The organism is Aeromonas bivalvium (assembly GCF_000819765.1).
GTDB classification, from domain to species: domain Bacteria; phylum Pseudomonadota; class Gammaproteobacteria; order Enterobacterales; family Aeromonadaceae; genus Aeromonas; species Aeromonas bivalvium.
In genome coordinates this window covers 52290-71573 of record NZ_CDBT01000043.1, presented here as the reverse complement: position 1 = coordinate 71573, position 19284 = coordinate 52290, and the positions used below count along the sequence as shown (strand labels likewise).

The 19284-nt window shown below is 63.1% G+C and carries 16 protein-coding genes; 4 read left to right on the top strand and 12 right to left on the bottom strand.

Annotation, left to right across the window (positions count from 1 at the left end; translation table 11 throughout):
- Nucleotides 1–2340 (bottom strand): molybdopterin oxidoreductase family protein (locus BN1119_RS12840; RefSeq protein ID WP_052448062.1); only part of this gene is annotated, 2340 nt, incomplete at its 3' end.
- Between the two features lie 335 nt (nucleotides 2341–2675).
- On the opposite strand from BN1119_RS12840, the gene BN1119_RS12835 reads away from it, so the two are divergent.
- A complete protein-coding gene (locus BN1119_RS12835) occupies nucleotides 2676–3182 on the top strand; it encodes an RNA methyltransferase (protein ID WP_084205457.1) in 507 nt (168 codons plus the stop codon).
- 164 nt (nucleotides 3183–3346) lie between these two features.
- Here BN1119_RS12835 and BN1119_RS12830 read toward each other — a convergent pair whose 3' ends face one another.
- Nucleotides 3347–4102: a type 2 periplasmic-binding domain-containing protein gene (locus BN1119_RS12830; RefSeq protein WP_041998474.1), complete on the bottom strand. Its 756-nt coding sequence runs from the start codon at nucleotides 4100–4102 to the stop codon at nucleotides 3347–3349.
- A gap of 202 nt (nucleotides 4103–4304) precedes the next feature.
- Between BN1119_RS12830 and BN1119_RS12825 the strand changes: the two genes are divergently transcribed.
- Nucleotides 4305–4730, top strand: a complete 426-nt coding sequence (locus tag BN1119_RS12825; protein ID WP_041998471.1) for a universal stress protein — start codon at nucleotides 4305–4307, stop codon at nucleotides 4728–4730.
- A gap of 76 nt (nucleotides 4731–4806) precedes the next feature.
- Here the strand turns inward: BN1119_RS12825 and BN1119_RS12820 are convergent, their stop codons facing one another.
- From BN1119_RS12820 to gpt, 5 genes are all read right to left on the bottom strand, one after another.
- A complete protein-coding gene (locus BN1119_RS12820) occupies nucleotides 4807–6060 on the bottom strand; it encodes a glutamate-5-semialdehyde dehydrogenase (RefSeq protein WP_041998468.1) in 1254 nt (417 codons plus the stop codon).
- A gap of 41 nt (nucleotides 6061–6101) precedes the next feature.
- On the bottom strand, nucleotides 6102–7205 hold the full coding sequence (gene proB, locus BN1119_RS12815) for a glutamate 5-kinase (protein WP_041998465.1): 1104 nt from the start codon (nucleotides 7203–7205) through the stop codon (nucleotides 6102–6104).
- Between the two features lie 89 nt (nucleotides 7206–7294).
- Nucleotides 7295–7687 (bottom strand): sigma factor-binding protein Crl, encoded by a 393-nt coding sequence (gene crl / locus BN1119_RS12810; RefSeq protein ID WP_041998462.1) that lies wholly within the window; start codon nucleotides 7685–7687, stop codon nucleotides 7295–7297.
- Between the two features lie 69 nt (nucleotides 7688–7756).
- Nucleotides 7757–9019 (bottom strand): esterase FrsA, encoded by a 1263-nt coding sequence (gene frsA / locus BN1119_RS12805; protein WP_041998460.1) that lies wholly within the window; start codon nucleotides 9017–9019, stop codon nucleotides 7757–7759.
- A gap of 153 nt (nucleotides 9020–9172) precedes the next feature.
- Nucleotides 9173–9640, bottom strand: a complete 468-nt coding sequence (gpt, locus tag BN1119_RS12800) for a xanthine phosphoribosyltransferase (RefSeq protein ID WP_041998458.1) — start codon at nucleotides 9638–9640, stop codon at nucleotides 9173–9175.
- 926 nt (nucleotides 9641–10566) lie between these two features.
- Between gpt and BN1119_RS12795 the strand changes: the two genes are divergently transcribed.
- Complete coding sequence (locus BN1119_RS12795) at nucleotides 10567–12018, top strand: aminoacyl-histidine dipeptidase (RefSeq protein WP_041998455.1); 1452 nt, start codon at nucleotides 10567–10569, stop codon at nucleotides 12016–12018.
- A 301-nt stretch (nucleotides 12019–12319) separates the two neighbouring features.
- A complete protein-coding gene (locus BN1119_RS21035) occupies nucleotides 12320–12442 on the top strand; it encodes a hypothetical protein (RefSeq protein WP_084205455.1) in 123 nt (40 codons plus the stop codon).
- A 230-nt stretch (nucleotides 12443–12672) separates the two neighbouring features.
- On the opposite strand, the gene BN1119_RS12790 is transcribed toward BN1119_RS21035, so the two are convergent.
- The 5 genes from BN1119_RS12790 to BN1119_RS12770 form a co-directional block, all read right to left on the bottom strand.
- Nucleotides 12673–13686, bottom strand: a complete 1014-nt coding sequence (locus BN1119_RS12790; RefSeq protein ID WP_041998453.1) for an ABC transporter ATP-binding protein — start codon at nucleotides 13684–13686, stop codon at nucleotides 12673–12675.
- Nucleotides 13683–14678 carry an ABC transporter ATP-binding protein gene (locus tag BN1119_RS12785; RefSeq protein WP_209434915.1) on the bottom strand — a complete coding sequence of 332 codons (996 nt, stop codon included), beginning with the start codon at nucleotides 14676–14678 and terminating at the stop codon, nucleotides 13683–13685. Before BN1119_RS12785 ends, BN1119_RS12790 begins: the two co-directional genes overlap by 4 nt.
- A 13-nt stretch (nucleotides 14679–14691) precedes the next feature.
- Nucleotides 14692–16509, bottom strand: coding sequence for an extracellular solute-binding protein (locus BN1119_RS12780; RefSeq protein ID WP_041998448.1), 1818 nt, complete (start codon nucleotides 16507–16509; stop codon nucleotides 14692–14694).
- Nucleotides 16510–16606: 97 nt separating this feature from the next.
- Nucleotides 16607–17650, bottom strand: coding sequence for an ABC transporter permease (locus BN1119_RS12775; RefSeq protein WP_041998445.1), 1044 nt, complete (start codon nucleotides 17648–17650; stop codon nucleotides 16607–16609).
- A gap of 106 nt (nucleotides 17651–17756) precedes the next feature.
- Nucleotides 17757–18782: an ABC transporter permease subunit gene (locus BN1119_RS12770; protein WP_041998442.1), complete on the bottom strand. Its 1026-nt coding sequence runs from the start codon at nucleotides 18780–18782 to the stop codon at nucleotides 17757–17759.
- Between the last annotated feature and the right edge of the window lie 502 nt (nucleotides 18783–19284).

The window sequence follows — 19284 nt, the reverse complement described above, 5'->3', positions numbered from 1 at the left end:
GCGCTCGGCCACCAGCAGCAGGCTCTGGATCCGGCCCTGAGCCAGGGAGATGGCGAGCCAGCCCCCCTTGAGGGGCAGGCGCAGCCAGTGACCCGAGCGGGCCAGCCGCTGCCAGCAGGCGCTCATCTCTTCCGACCAGGAGGCCAGCAGCCAGCACTCCCCCTCGGCCAGGGGGCGACGCGCCCACCAGTCTCCCCGCAAGGCCGGTGCCCCCTCCCCGAGCCAGATCCCCTGCCAGCGGGTCGGCTGGGCGGCCATCTGCACCCTGGCCTGCTTGAACATGGGCTGGCCCGAGAGGGGATCCGTGACCGGCGCCAGCAGGCGGTTGACCGCCCCCTGGCTGCACTGGCTGTCTGTCCAGTGCATGGGCAGGAAGGCCTCCCCCTCCCGCAGCCCCTCGTCCAGCCCCACCAGGGCCCGCACCTGACTGCGATCGTTCTCCAGGCGGACCAGATCCCCCACCGCCAGTCCCTGGCTCAGCAGGCTGGCCGGACCCACCAGCACCCTGGGCCAGGGTTCGGCCTCCAGCAGGCGGGGCACATGGCCGCTGCGGGTCATGGTGTGCCACTGATCCCGCAGCCGCCCCGAATTGAGCAGCAGGGGCGTCCCCTCCCCGCTCGCCATGGGGGCCAGCTCGGGGTCCCGCTGGCGCAGGGGCAGCAGGCGGGCCCTGCCGTCAGCCGTGGCGAAGCGGCCATCGCCGAACAGGCGATCGCAACCATGGGGGTGCGCCTCGTTGACCGGCCAGCGGATGGGGGCCAGATCCTCGAACTCGGCGGGGGTCAGCCGGGCCAGCCCCGAGATGTCAAACCGGCGCGAGCCCCGGTTCTCGAAACCGGAGAGGGCGGCGTGCTCGCTGAAGATGGCGTGTTCGTCCAAAAAGGCGAACGCCTCCTCGAAGCCGAGCCGCCGCCCCAGGCTGGCCAGGGCCCACCAGTCGGGGCGCGCCTCGCCGGGGGGTGCCAGGAAGGCGCGCTGACGGCTGATGCAGCGCTCCGAATTGGTGACGGTGCCGCTCTTCTCGCCCCAGCCGAGGGCGGGCAGCAGCAGGCTGGCATGGCGGGCCGTGTCGGTCAGGGCGGTCAGATCCGAGACCACCAAGAACTCGCAGCGCGCCAGGGCTTCGCGCACCCTGTCTCCGTCGGGCAGGGAGGCGGCCGGGTTGCTCCCCAGCACCCAGAGGGCGCGGATCTGCCCGCTATGCACCGCCTCGAACAGGTCGACCGCCTTCAGGCCCGGGCCCGTCACCATGTGTGGGCTGCCCCAGAAACGCTGCAGGCGATCGCACTCGGCCTCGCCAAAGCCCATGTGGGCCGCCAGCTGGGTCGCCAGCCCCCCCACCTCGCGCCCGCCCATGGCATTGGGCTGCCCGGTGAGGGAGAAGGGGGAGGCTCCTGGCTTGCCGATCCGTCCGGTCAGCAGGTGGGCATTGATGATGGCATTGGCCTTGTCGCTCCCCTGGTTGGACTGATTGATGCCCTGGCAGTAGAGGCTGAGGGTGCGGGGATGGCGGGCAAACAGCCGGTAGAAGCCGAGCAGATCGGTCAGGGGCAGATCGCAGCACAGGGCCACCGCCTCCGGCGTCCAAGCGGGATCGGCCAGGGTCTCGGTCAGCTGCGCCATGCCGCTGACGTGGGCCGCCACATACTCCTTGTCCCAGAGCCCCTGATCGACCAGGTAGCGGCACAGGCCGTTCCACAGCGCCACGTCGCTGCCCGGACGCAGAGGCAGGTGCAGGTCGGCCTGTTCCGCCGTCATGGTGCGGCGGGGATCCATCACCACCAGCTTGAGCTCGGGGCGGCGACTGCGGGCCTGCTGGATGCGGCGAAACAGCACGGGGTGGGTCCAGGCCGTGTTGGCCCCCGTGATGACGATGAGATCCGCCAGCCCCAGATCCTCATAGCAGGCCGGCACCAGGTCCTCGCCGAAGGCACGCTGCTGGGCCACCACGGCCGACGACATGCAGAGCCGGGAGTTGGTATCCACGTTGGCGCTGCCCAGATACCCCTTCATCAGCTTGTTGGCGACGTAGTAGTCCTCCGTGGTGAGCTGACCCGAGAGGTAGATGCCGATGGCTTGCGGCCCGGACTCTGCCAGCACCTTGCCAAACCGCTCCGCCATCAGATCGAGGGCCTGATCCCAGCCGATGCGCCGCCCCTGATGGCGGGGATAGAGCAGGCGCTCGGGAAAGGCCAGGCTCTCCAGCAGGCTGGCCCCCTTGACGCAGAGTGCGCCGCCATTGGCGGGATGGCTGTCGTCCCCGGCGAGCTGCCACTCCCCTGCCTGGTGCCTGATGCTGATGCCACAGCCGACGCCGCAGTATGCACATGTGGTCTTCATCCTTCCTCCTGCCTGCCGGCAATGAAAAAGGCGTCCGCCCCGGCAAAGGGGACGGACGCCTGTGTCCTGTCATCGATAAGAGTGATCTGCCCAAGGGCGATGCAAGTATCTTGCCAGCGCACCAAGGGCCGCGGAGCCAGGTCCGGGCCGCGCCAGAGGGGCCCGGGCGCCTCCCCCGCTCACCAATTCGGTGCAGCTGCCCCCAGCCGGGGCAAGGGAGGCGAGCACTCTCGCGAACACTATCTCGAACACTATCTCGAACACTATGGAGAGCACTATGGGCGAGCACTAGGGGGCCGACCCCCTTATAATGGCGCCCCAACCAGGAGAGCGAGATGAACGAAGAGATCAGCAAGCGCAGGGCCCCGTCGGCCGATGAACCCCAGGGCAACTATGTCGGCATCGGCCTGGTCAATCCCAAGTCACCGACCAATGTGGGGGCCGTGCTGAGGGCGGCGGGCTGCTATGGCGCCGACGAGGTGTGCTACACCGGCAGCCGCTTCGAGCTGGCGCGCCGCTTTGCCACCGACACCAAGCAGATGGCGGAGAAGATCCCCCTGCTCGGGGTGGACGATCTGCTCGCCCTGGTGCCACAGGGGGGAGAACCCGTGCTGGTGGACCTCATCCCGGGGGCGACCCCGCTCCCTGACTTCGTCCACCCGGACCGGGCCTTTTACATCTTCGGTCCCGAGGATGGCACCCTGGATCCGGCGCTGTTCGCCGGGGTCAAGCGGGTGGTCTATGTGCCGACCACGGGTTGCATGAATCTCGCCGCCAGCGTCAATGTCATCCTCTATGATCGGCTCGCCAAGGCCCATAGAGCAGGAACTGCAGCGTCATGATCCGCAGGTGAAAGCAGAGCCGAACAGGCGCCGCCAGCGTCAATCTCATTCATCAACAGGATGATCGCCTCGCCAAGGCCCATCGAGCCGGGGGCCCAGCGGCCTGACCGGCAACTGAAAGCCGAGCCGAAACGGCGCCGCTCACCCGGCTCCCCGGCTCGGGCCTAGCGGGCCGACTGCCCCTCCCCCTTGTGCCTGAGGCCGCGCAGAAAATCCCGGTAGTAGTCGAGCAGGCCATTCTCCCGGTAGAGGCGAGTCAGCTCGCCGCTGTGGATGAGCCGAGCCATGCCCTGATCCCACTGCTGCTGCAATTTGAGCCCGGCGGCGTCGCTGGCGAAGATGGGGTAGGTGGGCAGCCAGCGCAGAAAGACCCGGTTCAGCCCGGGCGGCAGCCGCTCATCGGTGTGGAGCACACCGGCGCTCAGATAGTAACGGTAACGCTCCTTTTGCAGCAGGCTCATGGCATCCTGATGGCTGTTGACCTCATACCAGCGCATGGGCACCCCGATATATTTGTCGAAGGCCCAGCCCCGCTGCCAGAGCACCCGCTGCTGGGCCAGACTCTGCTCCCCCTGCCAGCCCGCCCGCCACTTGTCGAGCATGAAGACGGTCACATCATCGGCGCCATCCGGGTAGTGGGGCCAGCGCACCCCCTCCACCTCATGGAGATAGACCCCCATGGTCATCCCCTGCCCCCCCTTGGTCACCATGGCCAGCGCCCGTTTGTAGGGCATGAGCTGGGGCCGGATCCGATAGCCGAGGGGCTGGTAGATGTGACGCGCCAGATCCAGATAGAGGCCGCCCCCGTCCTGATGGCAAAAGCCTGGCCAGTCATCGCAATAGACCGGCAGCACCTCCCCCCGCGCCGTCAGGGAAAACAGGCCGCAGCACAGCAGCAGGGTGAATCTCGCTAATTGCATCCCATTACCTCGAATCCCTCTCCATGGCCCTGATTATGCGCCGATTTCCCATACGATCCCCCGCTTCCCGCCCCACCTTTGCCGCCTTTTTGTCAAACCATCGCCCCCATCACACGTTATTGCCCGGCAAGCTGGTATAACGGTAGACAAGATTCATTGGTAACCCATTACCCCAGGTTACCCCCCGCGAAAGGAGCCTCTTATGTCTATCCGCACCCTGCTCTGCCCCGTCGATTTCTCCCAGATGTCCCAGCCGGTGCTGGACTATGCCGTCTTCATGGCCAAGAGCCACGATGCCAGCCTCAAGCTGGTGCACGTGGTCGACCAGCTGCACGGGTTTGACAGCTACAAGATACTGCACATGACCGCCCTGGAGATCACCCATGAGATGGAGCGCCAGGCCAGGGAGCAGCTGCAACAGCTGATCGACACCCTGCCGATCCCTGCCAGCTTCACGGTGCGCTTCGGCCGCGCCGCCGACGAGATCGTCGCCCAGGCCAAGGAAGACAAGGTGGATCTGGTGGTGATGGGCAGCCATGGCCGCTCCGGCCTCAGCCACCTGCTGGTGGGCAGCGTCGCGGAATCCGTGGTGCGCCACGCCCCCTGCCCCGTGCTGATCGTGCGCTGACGCCCAGACCTGGACGCCCAGACCTGACATGAAAAAATGCCGACCCCGGGGTCGGCATTTTGCTGGGGGCAAGGGCTCAGGGACGGGAGAGATAGTCCGCCTGCCCCACCCATTTGTAGCTGGTCAGCTCGGTCAGCCCCATGGGGCCCCTTGCATGGAGCATCTGGGTGGAGACGGCCACCTCGGCCCCCAGGCCAAACTGGCCGCCATCGGTGAAGCGGGTCGAGGCGTTGACATAGACGGCCGCCGAACCGGCGCCGTTGACGAAGCACTCGGCGTTGTAGAGATCATTGGTCAGGATGGCGTCCGAGTGGCTGGCATTGTGCTCGCGCATGTGGGCCAGCGCCTCGTGGACATCCGCCACCAGCTTGACCCCCAGGGTCAGCCCGAGCCATTCGGTGTCGAAATCCTCGGCCCCGGCCTCACGCACTCCCTTGGCCCCCGTCAGGTGGGCCAGGGCGTTGCCATGGGCCACCAGGGTCACCCCTTGCTCGTTCATGCGCGCGACCAGTTGCGGCAGCAAGTCTGCGGCAATCCCTTCGTGGACCAGCAGGGTATCGAGGGCGTTGCAGGCTGAGGGGCGCTGCACCTTGGCGTTGTCGATGACGGCGAGGGAGCGGGCAAGATCCGCACTCGCATCCACGAATACATGGCTGATGCCAAAACCGCCGATGATGACAGGGATGGAGCTGTTCTCCTTGCACATCTTGTGCAGCCCGGCGCCGCCACGGGGGATGATCATGTCCACGTAGCGATCGAGACGCAGCAGCTCGCCCACCAGGGCCCGGTCCGGGTTGTCTATGTACTGCACCGCCGCGATGGGCAGACCGGCGCTGGCCAGGGCGGCCTGGATCACCTTGACCAGCTCCAGGTTGGAGTGGAAGGTCTCGCGTCCGCCCCGCAAGATGCTGGCGTTGCCTGTCTTGAGGCAGAGGGTGGCGATGTCGATGGTGACATTGGGGCGCGCCTCATAGATGACCCCTATCACCCCGATGGGAACCCGGCGCCGGGAGAGGCGCAGGCCGTTCTCCAGCACCCGGCTGTCGAGTTCGGCACCGACCGGATCGTCCAGGCTGACCACCTTGCGCACATCCGCCACTATCCCGGCGAGCCGGGCGGGGTTGAGCAGCAGGCGATCCAGCATGGCGTCGGACAGGCCGGCCTCACGCCCCGCCGCTATGTCCTTGGCGTTGGCAGCCAGGATGGCCCCCTGACGGGCTTCCAGCTCGCTGGCGATGGCCAGCAGCGCCCGATTCTTCTGGGCCGTGTCGATGGCGGCCAGCTGATAGGCAGCCCCGCGGGCCGCTTGTCCCAATGTCTCCAGACTCATTTCTCATCCTTTCATAGGGCGGGCTCGGCCCGCCGACTCGATTACAGCAGCACCATGTCGTCGCGATGGATGGCCACGGCGCCATAGCCGTAGCCCAGCAGTGCCTCGATTTGATCCGAGTGAACTCCGCGCAGGCGCGTCAGCTCATCGTGGTTGTAGCGGCAGATGCCGCGGGCCAGCTCGCTCCCCCTGGGATCCAGGATCCGCACCACGTCGCCCCGCACGAAGATGCCCCTCACCCCAGTGATCCCCTTGGGCAGCAGGCTGGAGCCCTTGTCGCGCATGGCGGCCACGGCCCCCAGGTCGACCTGGACCTCCCCAAGAGGAGGGGGGCCGGCCAGGATCCAGCTCTTGCGTCCCTCCAGGGGCGAGGCCAGGGCCGGGAAACGGGTTCCGATCCGCTCGCCGGCGGCCAGGCGACCCACCACTTCCGGCACCTGGCCGGTGGCGATCACCACCTCGACCCCGGCCCGGCGCGCCACATCGGCCGCCTGCAGCTTGGTGGCCATGCCACCTGTGCCCAGGCCGCTGACGCTGCCGCCGGCCAGCTTGCGCAGGGTGTCGTCTATGGTCTGCACCTCCTCGATCAGCTGGGCGTCGGGGTTGGTGCGCGGATCCGCGGTGAAGAGGCCGGTCTGGTCGGTGAGCAGGATCAGCAGATCCGCATCGGCCAGGATGGCGGCGCGGGCGGAGAGGTTATCATTGTCCCCCACCTTGATCTCGGCGGTGGCGACGGCGTCATTCTCGTTGATGACGGGGATGATGCGATGGTCGAGCAGGGTGCGCAGGGTATCGCGGGCATTGAGGTAGCGCTCCCTGTCCTCCAGATCGGCCCGGGTCAGCAGCATCTGGCCCACGTGCAGGTCATAGAGGTTGAACAGATCCTGCCAGATGCGGATCAGCTGGGTCTGACCCACGGCCGCCAGCATCTGCTTGTTGGTCAGGGTCGAGGCCAGGGGCGGGTGGCCCAGGTGAGCACGACCGGCGGCGATGGCCCCCGAGCTGACCAGCACCACTCTGTGGCCCTGGCGATGGAGCGCGGCGCACTGGCGAACCAGTTCGACCATGTGGGCACGATTGAGTTGAGACGAGCCCCCGGTGAGAACGCTGGTGCCCAGCTTGACGACGATGGTTTTGTTTTCCATGGAATTGACAAGGCAAAAAGGTAAGGATTCCCTTTATACCCACGGCCCTGCTGCCCTGCAAGGCAATTAACCCCGGCAGGGCAGTCGGGTCAGGCGGCGGTGACCGACAACTCGCAGGTCACCTGCTCGGCGGGGGCGAGCTGGCACTCCAGCTGGGTCAACTTGGCGCTGATCAGGCGGTAGAAGTGTTGCAGGGAACGCTCCACCTCGGCCTGGTGCTTCTTGGGCAGAGGTTTGTCTATCCAGTTGCCTTCGCCGTTGTAGAAGCCGAGCTGATAGTGGTAGCGGAAATGGTGGTCGTCCTGCTCCAGCACCAGCCACCAGCCCCAGAACTCCCGCTTGTCAGGCGCCGCCTTGGCGCTGACGCAAACCGACAGACAATCGAAGTAATAGCGCCCCTCCTCGCACAGATCTTCGCGCAGATAGGGGCCGATGGCGGCAAATTGCCGCAGCAGACGTTTGTAGGTGACTCTTTCTGACATGTTAACCTCCGTGTTGAACAAGCAGTGCCATCCATCAACCGAGATATGAATGGCGTAAAAAGAACGTATTCAAGAACATAGATGTTGCTTTAGCCAGGTTACCGTTTCGTTAAGTGCCTTGTCATATACCTCTCGCAGTGGCTGCTTGTCGAACACCACCGCCTTGCCATTCCGGCTGGCCGCCGCCAGGGCCCGGATGTCGGACTCGGGGCAGATAAAGTCTCGCTTGTGACCGATGCTGAGGATGGGCACGGAAGTACGCGTGCTCATCAACCCCTGTTTTTTCAGGGAGAAGACCTGGCTCTTGGTGCGGATCAGCTCCCAGTCGGACGCATCTCCCCCCAGTCTGTTCGCCAGACTATCACGCATCATGCGCGGACACTTGGCAAAAAGCGACGGGTCGGTAAAGCACTGATTGACCCCGGCCCCGATACAGACCACGGTGCGCAACTTGAACGGCTCGATGAAGGCGAGGCGGGCCGCCACATTGCCGGCGAGGCGAAAACCCACCATGGCAATGCGCTGGTGATCGACCCAGGCCACGTCGGTCAGATACTGCAACACCGCCTGGTGCAGGCGGCTGGTGTCCTGTACCAGTGGCCAGTGCTCCGCATAGCCGATGCCGGGCATGTCCAGGGAGAGCATGCCGATACCATTGGGCGCCAGATGCTTGCGGTAGAAGTTGAGGTAATCGAGCTGGAGGGAGTCGATGCCGCCGCTCACCATCACCAGGGGCACCGGCTTGTCCGTGGTCGGCAGATGCAGATAGCCCTGGATGTGCTTGCCGCGAAACGGCACCTGGATCTCCTTGAGCGGCACCTCGAACAGGCGGCCCGCCTCCCGGTAGGCCAGGTTGCCAAGCAGCTGGGCCTGATCCGCCAGCTCGTCGTACTTGAGGTGGGGATAGCTGGCGATGGAGTAATAACGTACCGCCTTGAGCAGGGTCTCGATCGCCTCGGCCTGTCGGCCCGCCTCGGCCAGGGCCCGTCCCTGCTTGAAGTAGCCCCCGGCCTGCTGGCTCCATTCGTAGACCCAATTGCCCGGCACATAGCCCTTGATGGTATCGAGCAGCTCGGGGTGACTGCGCTCCCCCTTGCCCATGGCGATCCGGGCCAGGATCTGTTCCACCTCGACCGGATCTGCCCCTTGCCAGGCCCAGGAGGGGCGACGCAGCAGGCGATACCAGCTGCGCACCGCGGAGCCATCGATGAAGTCCTCGCTCTCGCCCTGGGGATCCACCGGGCTGCTGTTGGAGATCTGCGAGGTTTCCAGCACCTGCTTGACCCGGGTAAACAGCTGCTCGGTCAGGTTAATATCGTCGTTTGGCTTCACCGCATTCTTCTCATGCCGTCCATCAATGGCCCATCTTACCCAGGTTTGGCCATGGCAAACCACCCCGGACTGAGTCCATGGGGAGGCCACAACGAAACGGGGCTCCCGAAGGAGCCCCGTTTTCATCTGGCTGCACCCTGGCAGCCTGGCCGATCACTGCTCTTCGCAGATGGGCGTGGTGAACTCCAGCGCCATGTCCCAGGGCTGTTCTATCCAGGTATCCTGCGGGATGGCGACTTCGAAGTCGTCCACCAGCGGCTCTCCCAGCGGCTTGGCGAAGATGGTGATGAACTTGGCCTTGGGGTAGAGCTCGCGGATGGCCTTGGCGGTACCGCCGGTATCCACCAGATCGTCCACCACCAGCCAGCCCTCGCCATCCCCTGCCGTGGTCGCGCCCTTGACCACCACCAGCTCGCGCTGGCTGTTGTGGTCATAGCTGGAGATGCACAGGGTCTCGACGTTGCGAATGCCCAGTTCACGGGCCATCAGGGCTGCCGGTACCAGGCCACCGCGGCTGACGGCGATGATCCCTTTCCATTGGCTGACGGGCAGTTGGCGACGAGCCAGACGACGGGCTTCCCGCTGCAGGTTATCCCATGACACGTAGAATTTTTTCGGCATGCTATCGATCTCGACAAGTGATTTTAAAACGGACGAACATATCAAATGCATTGCCTGCCAGGCGCGGCCCCGGCGATGCCCCATCGTGCCTCCTGCGCCGAATTTGGCTTGCACGCCGCCCGCTCGGGATTGGGCGACCGGGCCGGAACACAGGCAACAGAGAGAGACGGGAACGGGCTCGCCATGGGGAACCATCGCACGCGATGGGGCATGGGCAGGCTATTGGGCGGCTATGATAGCACCATTTATTCGCGAGGGGATTGGCAAACGTATGCCTTTTTGCCTGCAAGCAGGGACAAGCTGGCCCCGTCATGGCCCCCATGACGCCAGGGCCGACGCCCGCAGCGCAGGCCTTGCCGGGATGGATAAGCAAAAAAAAAAGCAGGTGGAGGATGACCTCGCGCCTGCTGTTTTCTCTATACCTGGCTCCAGATGAAATCGCCTGGACCCTGTCTTGCCTTAACGGCGAGAGACGAAGGCATTCGGATAGCTGAAGCCCTGGGTGTAGAGGGAGGGGGTAAACCAATAGGTTGCATTGCTGCCAGACATATAAACTCCTGATTGCTTAACAAGTTACGTACCTTAATGCGGGCTTGAATCCTTAAGCTGACACTCGGTTCCATGGAGGCGCACTTGCTTTGCTTCGGTTCCCTGGAGGCACTGATCGTCATCCTGACGGTGGTGGATACCACGGCTGGCTAATTTACCAGCCTCGCCGTCTAATTCAAGTTTTTTGTGACTCACATCACAAAAAATGAATCACTGCTCCCGACAGGAGAGCCAGTGCAGCCGCCTGGCACAACCGGGCCTGAGCCATGATTTGTGCTGACCGCTCACAGTTTTGTGGAATTGACTGTATTATCTTTATCCTCTTTCCTCAGGCCCTGGTGGGCCCGGTCATTTCCCGTGCTGGTAAGGAGTCTGACGTGGCACAACTGAGTTCTCTATCTCCCAAGCTGATTTGGCACTTCTTCGAACAGATCTGCGCCATCCCCCACCCCTCCAAGCATGAAGCCAGGCTGAGCGCCTGGATCCGTGCATGGGCAGAGGGAGAGGGTCTGGCGGTCAAGCAGGATGCCGTGGGCAACCTCATTATCAAGAAACCGGCCACGCCGGGGATGGAAAATCGCAAGGGCGTGGTGCTTCAGGCCCACATGGACATGGTGCCCCAGGCCAATGCGGACACTCCGCATGATTTTACTACCGATCCCATCGACGCCTATATCGACGGTGACTGGGTGACCGCCCGCGGTACCACCCTCGGCGCCGACAACGGCATGGGCATGGCCGGCTGCCTGGCGGTGCTGGCCGACAAGACCCTCAAGCACGGCCCGCTGGAAGTGCTGCTGACCACGGACGAGGAGACCGGCATGACCGGCGCCTTCGGCCTGGAAGCGGGCTGGCTGGAGGGGGAGATCCTGCTCAACACCGACTCAGAGGAGGATGGCGAGGTCTACATGGGCTGCGCCGGTGGCGTGGATGCCAACATCCGCTTCCCCCTGGAGCGGGTAGCCGCGACCGACGGGGTCGGCTTCGAGCTGCAGGTGAAGGGGCTGCGTGGCGGCCACTCCGGGGTGGACATCCACCGCGGCCGCGGCAACGCCAACAAGCTGCTGGTACGCCTGCTCAAGGCCGCCGAGCCCCTGGGCGTGCGCCTTGGCGATCTCAGCGGCGGCACCCTGCGCAACGCCATCCCCCGCGAGGCCCGCGCCAGCCTGCTGGTGCCCGCGGCGAACGTGAACGCGTTCAAGGCACTGGTTGACCGCTATGCCGGCATCTATCGGAGCGAGCTGGCCGCCGTCGAGGCGAACCTGACCGTGCTGCTGCAGGAGCAGGATGCACCGACCCAGCTGATGAGCGACGATCTGCAGCGCCGCCTGCTCGACGCCCTGATGGCCTGCCCGAACGGGGTGATGCGCATGAGCGACGCCATCCCGGGCGTGACCGAGACCTCCACCAACCTCGGCGTCATCAAGACACTCGACGGTGAGGTATACGTGCAGTGCCTGATCCGCTCCTTGCAGGATTCCGGCCGCGAGAGCGTGGAGCAGATGACCCGCTCCCTGTTCAGCCTGGCCGGCGCCAGCTGCGAATTCACCGGAGCCTATCCTGGCTGGGCGCCGAACGTGGACTCCCCCGTGATGGCCCTGGTACGCAACAGCTACCAGACCCTGTTTGGCGAGATGCCCAACGTCATGGTGATCCACGCCGGCCTCGAGTGCGGTCTGTTCAAGAGCGCCTACCCGGAGTGGGACATGGTCTCCTTCGGGCCCACCATTCGCGGCGCCCACGCGCCGGGCGAGAAGGTGCATATCCCGGCGGTCGAGCGTTTCTGGCAGCTGCTGGTCCATGTGCTCGAGCAGATCCCGGCCAAGTAAGGCGGCGATCCTCCCCTGCTCCCTGCCCCGCCCAGTGCGGGGCAGCTTTTAGCGCCCCATCCCCCTTTACCCCGCCGCAAACGGCCTGCCAGCGGCTCTGCCGACTGTCCCCTTATCCGCCGCATGCCCGCCGACCGGGTTGAAAACGTATCCATGAGCCAGATTGCATGGGAAAACCTTTTCCAGGAGTTTTGTTGTTTAATTACGTCAAAGTTTGATCCAGGTCACATTTGTGACTAGGATGCACATTGTGACACCCGTCACACAAAGACCGAACGACAACCCGATCACGAGGTGAATCATGTTTGAGAACCTGGCCGTGCTGTTCCACCTGAAAGGTGCCACCAGCAAGCAAAACGAGCGCGTCGAGAAAGACGCATATGCCCCGTCAACCCGTCAGTACTACTTCCGTTACGGTGCCTGATCCTGGCGGCAATATTGTAGTAATAAACCAACAAAGAAATCACACCCAGTCTTACCGACAGCCGCCATGCCACCCGGCAGGCCGCCCCGCCCTGGCCTACCCAGCGCCACCTCGTTGCGCCGGGCCTCTTCAGGCCGAACCTGAACGCCAACCATGAAGATGGGGCCCACGGGCCCCATTTTTTTAATCCGCCGAGTCTGCGGCCCCTCTCCTGTTCGGGCCCTGGACACTCAGATCGCCTTTCCCAGTGGCACAGGATCCTGAGTCGGCGCCTCCTGCAGCGGCAGCGGGAAATGGCAGGCCACCTGATGCGCCCCCCCGCAGGATTCAAGCCGGGGTGACTGGCTGCGACAACGATCCACCGCATAGGGGCAACGCTGATGAAAGTGGCAGCCGGACGGAGGCGAGATGGGGGACGGCACATCGCCGGTCAGCAGGATGCGCTGGCTGCGCCTGCGGGGATCCGGTACCGGAATGGCCGAGATCAGCGCCTGGGTATAGGGGTGGCGCGGGTTGAGATAGAGCTCCTGAGCCGGCGCCATCTCGACGATGCGCCCCAGGTACATGACGGCGACCCGATCCGAGATGTGCTTCACCACGGAGAGATCGTGGGCAATGAAGATGATGGCGAGATCCATCTCCCGCTGCAGGGTGAGCAGCAGGTTCACTATCTGGGATTGCACCGAGACATCCAGCGCCGACACCGCCTCGTCACACACCAGCAGCTTGGGCTGGAGGGCGATGGCCCGGGCGATGCCGATGCGCTGGCGCTGGCCCCCGGAGAACTCGTGGGGGAAGCGATCCGCCGCCGTCTCCGGCAGCCCCACCTTGCCCAGCAGCTCCCGTACCCAGGTCTGGCGCTCACTGCGACTGCCCTTGCCGTGGATGATGAAGGGCTCCTCCAGGATCTGGCCCACGGTATGGCGGCTGTTGAGGGATTCTGCAGGATCCTGAAACACGATTTGCATCTCCTGGCGCAGGGATCGCATCTCCTTGGGCGAGAGCTGGGTGATATCCCGCCCCTCGAAGCTTATCTGGCCCGCGGTCGGCTCGAACAGCTTGAGCAGGGATCGCCCCAGGGTCGACTTGCCGCAACCGGACTCCCCCACCAGGCCCAGGGTCTCCCCCCGTTTCAGATCGAAGCTGATGCCATCCACCGCATAGACGGTGTACTTCTTTCGCAGCAGGCCGCCCCCCATGGAGAAGTGCTGCTTGAGCCCCTTTATCTGCAGAAGTGGCGTCATAGAGAGATCTCCTTCCAGTGATGGCAGGCCACCGCATGTCGGTTGGCCAGCAACTCCACCGGTGGCACCTCGCTGACGCAGCGCGCGCTGGCGTGGGGGCAACGGTTGGAGAAGCGACAGCCCGCCGGCATCTCGGACAGACTTGGCACCTGCCCCTTGATGGTGTTGAGCAGGGTCTTGGGCGCGTCTTCGAGCCGGGGGATGGAGCGCATCAGGCCATGGGTATAGGGGTGATGGGGTCGCTCGAACAGCTCAAACACCTGGGCCCGCTCCACCGCGCGCCCCGCATACATGACCACCACCTCGTCGCACAGTTCGGCCACCACACCGAGATCATGGGTGATGAAGAGGATGGCCATGCCGGTCTGGGCCTGGAGCTCCTTCATCAACGCCAGGATCTGGGCCTGAATGGTGACATCCAGCGCCGTGGTCGGCTCGTCGCAGATGAGCAGGTCGGGCTCGCAGGCCAGCGCCATGGCGATCATCACCCGCTGGCGCATGCCGCCGGAGAGATTGTGGGGATAGACGTCAAAGCGCGCCTCCGGCTCCGGCATGCCGACCTTGCGCAGCATGGCGATGGCCGCCTCCTTGCGATCCCGCTTGCTGTATTCGGGCCTGTGCAGGGCAAACACCTCCACCAGCTGGGCGCCTATGGTCTTGACCGGATTGAGCGCCGTCATAGGCTCCTGGAAGATCATGGAGATACGGTTGCCGCGCACCTTGTACATCTGCTCCGGGCTCAAGCCCAGGAGCGCCTCCCCCTGGAAGTCGATGGCCCCCGCCACCACCCGGCCGTGGGGCTGGGGCAGGAGCCCCATGATGGCCAGGGAGGTGACACTCTTGCCGCAACCGGATTCGCCGACGATCCCCAGGGTCTGGCCCGGGGCCACCTGGAAGCTGACCCCGTCGAGCACCTTGATCTGGCCCTCATCGACACTGAACTCCACCTCGAGATCGCGTACCTCCAGGATGGGTGCCTTGCTTATCGCCATCTGGCCGCCCCTCTCAACTGCGTGCATGGGTCTTGTCGACCATGTCCTGGGAGGGCAGGCTCTCGCCCGCGCCCCTTGCCTGCTCGGTCTGCTGCCGCACCTTGGGATCGAGCCAGAGCAGGCCGCCACTGCTATAAGGGTAACCGTCCATGGGCCAATAGAGCAGATCCGGCGAGTTCTTGGTGGCGGGCACCTCGGGCAGCATGACGTAACGCCAGGCGCTGGCCCGCACATAGTTGAGCTGGGCACCGGGCACGAAGATGGCCAGATCATAGATGCGCTGCTGGATCTGGCGGGAGAGGGCGGCCCGCGTCTCTATGTCGAACTCGCTGCCATAGCGGTCGATCAGCCCATCGAGCTGCTGGTCGGCCACATTGAAGAAGTTGTTGGTCTGGGGCTTGTTGGCGTTGTCCGAGTGGAAGAACTCCCAGTATTGGGGATAGAGACCGCCGCCGCCCCAGCCGAGCCAGGCCGCCTCATGCTTCTTCTCCAGCATCACCTTGAAGCCGGTGGCGCCATCCACCAGATTGAGCTCCAGATCCAGGCCCGCCTTCTTCGCCTCTTCTTTCAGCACGGTCAGACGCTTGGTGTGCTCCGCCGTGGCATAGGTGATGGCCAGGCTGAGCCGCTCTCCCCTGGCGTTGCGCAAGATGCCGTCCGGCCCCGCCTGGTCAAAGCCTCCCTTGGCGAAGTAGTCACGGGCCTTGCTGATCTCATAGCCGCGGCCGGGGAGATCCACCTCGGTAAAGGGGCCGAAGCCTGAGTCGAAGGTGGTGGCGCGCTGGTAGTCGCCGTAGAGCACCGTCTTGATCATCTTGTCGATGTTGATGGCATGCTGGATGCCGAGGCGGACATTGAGGTCGGCCAGCTTGGGATTGGCGATGTTGAGGTGCAGCCCCTGGGCCCCCTGCTTGGTGTCCGTCATGGCCATCACCTTCTTGACCAGCCCCTGCTTGTATTCCTGGGTGTTGGCCTTCTCATGCCACCAGTTGGGCAGCAGCATCTCGAAGGTGTCGAACTCCCCCTTCAGGAAGTGGCGAAACGCGATGTTGCGATCCCGGATCACCTGCACCTTGATGGTATCCACGTTGAACCTGTGCTGGTTGTAGCGATCGTCTCTGGCCCACCACTCCTTCTGCTTGCTGAAGGTAACCGACTTGCCCTTCTTGACCTCTGTCATCACATAGGGACCCGTAGTGGGCACCAGGGCCCAGTTGTACTTCTTCACCCAGTTCGCATCAAGCTGGTAGAAGTGCCTGGGCTGGGGCCACAGCTCAGTGGTGTTGAGCAGATCCAGCTTGGCCTTGGGGTTGCCCGCCTTGACCAGGATGGTGTGGGGATCAATCTTGTCCACCGCCACCACCTCATTGGTGTAGTAGTTGTTGAACCAGGGACCCTTGATGTGTTTGGAGCGCATCATCTCGTAGCCGAAGGTGTAGTCATCGGCGGTGACCGGCTTGCCGTCCGACCACTTGGCACGGGGATCCAGCTTGAAGTAGACGGTCTGGTTGTCCGGCGCGATGGCCCAGTGGGTCGCCAGGGACGGAATGGGGTTGCCTGTGTTGGGATGGAAGCTGATGAGCCTCAGCTGATTATCCAGAATATAGGAGCGAAACGCGCCATTGGAGTCCGGCCCCACGGTGCGGAACGTCAGGGGAAAGCTGTCCACAAACATGTTGAGGGTGCCGCCGGGCAGCGCCTGGGGGGAGGCGAAGGTGGGATCCGTGTCATTGGTCTCCCACTTGAGATCCGCAGGCAAGCTGGCTGCCCAGACCCAGGATCCGTTCACCACGAGAAAAATAGCACCTATCCATTTGATTTTATTGTTCATATTTGACTTCCAAGTCTAGCCCCTGCTCTGGGGTCTCATTGATAAGGGAAAATACGCAATCTTTTCGTTCTAGAGGCCAGGCCCTGGCCCCCGGCCGTCACTGATAACGGGTGAACTTGCGCGGATCGAACGCCTCGCGGATGGCCTCGCCGATGAAGGAGACCATGATGAGCACCAGGCTCACCGCCGCCACCACTGAGCTGACAATCCAGATGGCATCCAGGTTGTTGATCCCCTGGGAGAGCAGCTCCCCCCAGCTCGGGGTGGGCGGTGCCAGGCCAAAGCCCAGGTAATCCAGCGCCGTCAGGGTGGAGATATTGCCCACCACGGCGAACGGTGCCAGGGTCACTATCATCACCAGGGTATTGGGCAGTATGTGGTTGAAGATGATGCGCTTGGTGGTGGCCCCCTGGGCCCGCGCCGCCATCACATAGTCCCGTGCCCGCTCCTTGTAGGTGAGAGTGCGCATGTACCAGGTGATCCCCATCCAGCCAAACAGCACATTGATGAAGGCAAACAAGCCGAAGTTGGGCTTGGCCAGGGACACCAGGATCATGATGACGTAGAGAAACGGCACCTGGGACCAGATCTCGATGAAGCGCTGCAAGATGAGATCGAAGCGCCCCCCGAGAAAGCCCATCATGCAGCCGATGCTGACGCCGATGACATAGCTCGCCACCAGCACGATGAAGGCAAAGCCGATGGCGATGCGAAAGCCATAGATGAGGCGCGCCAGCACGTCGCGTCCGCTGGTATCTGTGCCGAGGAAGTGGCGCTCGGCCAGGCTGGGGGCATAAGGGGGATAGCTGTCTTGCTTGAAATCCTGCTCGTAGGGGTTCCAGGGCACGGGGGGCAGCAAGACCCAGTCCCCCTTCCCTTCCTCGGCAAACCTGGCCTTGAGCTGGCGATAGTTGGTCTCGTACTGGTAGTCGAGCCCGAACTGCTGGCCCGGGATCACGTCACCATAGGTGGGGAAATAGAGCTGGCCCCCGTGGCTCACAATCAGGGCGCGGCTGTTGACAATCAGCTCCGCCAGCAGCGCCAGCAGCACCAGGGCGGAGAAGATGATGAAGGAGTAGTAACCGCGCTTGATCGATTTGAAGCGCTTGAGTTTTTTCAATGTGACCGGATTGAGGTTCATGCTCACTCTCCAAACCGTACGCGGGGATACACGAAGGCAACGCAGATGTCGGAGGCCATGTGGCATGACACCCGCATCAGCATGACAAGAAAGATCGCGTTCATGCTCACTCTCCAAACCGTACGCGGGGATCGACCAGGGCGACGCAGATGTCGGAGACGATGTTGCCTACCAGCATCAGCATGGAGGTGATGGCCAGTATCCCCATGACGGTGGGGTAGTCCCGCTCGACGATGGCCTCGTAACCGAGCAGGCCTATGCCGTCGATGTTGAAGATGGTCTCGATGAGAAAGGATCCGCCGAAGAAGACGGTGAGCACGCTGCCCAGATGGCTGGCGATGGGGATCAGGCTGTTGCGCATGGCGTGGTCGGTGACCGCCTTGCGAAACGGCAGCCCCTTGGCCACCGCGGTTCGCACGTAATCCGCCGACAGGTTCTCCATCAGGCTGTTTTTCATGGTCATGGTGAGGATGGCGAAATCCCCGATGGCATAGGCAATGAGGGGCAGCAGGGCGTGGGCGAAGAGGGTACGTATCTTGTCCCAGCTGCTCTCCATGTAGTCGAAGTCATCGCCGGGGAAGCCCCCCATGGGCAGCCACTCCAGGTGAAACGCGAAGACGGTGATGAGGAAGATCCCCACCACGTAGGCGGGCAGCGCATAGGCCATGTAGATGAACATGGAGCTGAGGGAATCGAAGCGACTGTTGTGCTTGAGCGCCTTGGCCACCCCGAGCGGGATCGAGACCAGATAGCTGAGCAGGAAGGTGGCCAGGCCGAAGAAGGCGGTGACCGGCAGTCTCTCCTTGATGAGATCCCACACCGGCTCGTAGTAGCGGGTCGACTCGCCGAGATCCAGCACCACCAGCTTCTGCAGCCACTCCCAGTAGGCGATCAGCATGGGCTTGTCGAGACCGTAGAAGGCCTTGAGCTCCTCGATCTGTTCGTCCGAGAGGGCCTGCGCCCCCTTGCTGCCACTGGAGCGTCCGGACTCGCCTTGGGAGACCTGCGCCTGCAGCAGCATGCGTTCCACCGGGCCACCGGGCACGAAACGGGTAACGGTGAAGACCAGCAGCGTGATACCTAGAAACGTCGGGATGATCAAAAGCATCCGACGTAAGAAATACGACAGCATGGTGGGTTAAACCTCGTCCTTGTTGTTATTGTGTGGCCAGTCATTTCCTGTGACTCGCCTCTCCTTCCTGGCATTACTCGCTGGATTGACTGACTATTTGGCAGACAATCCGCTCGGCCACTGTAAAACCTCTGCAACAAAAATCAAGTAAAACGAAGCCCATACCATCCCTCCTTCCCCAAACTGTCGCCACAGCGTAATTCACTGAACTATTTTTTCTGAAAACCCCAATTCGAAATAAAAATCCAGCATTAAAAAAATATTAAATTTGCTCAAACAATGTTTACAGCCAGCAACAAAACAACACAAAAGCAATGTTTTTCATTGTGTTAGCATGAATCAAAACCTCAGGTATATAGAGGGGCCTCTATTCAGGCTCATCAGACCAGACGAGATGACTATCGAACATCCGCCCCCACAGAATAGATAGAAATATCGTTTACCATTTGAATCATGGGATAAAAAATAGCGAGACCATGGCGGTAGTAATAAGTTCAGCATT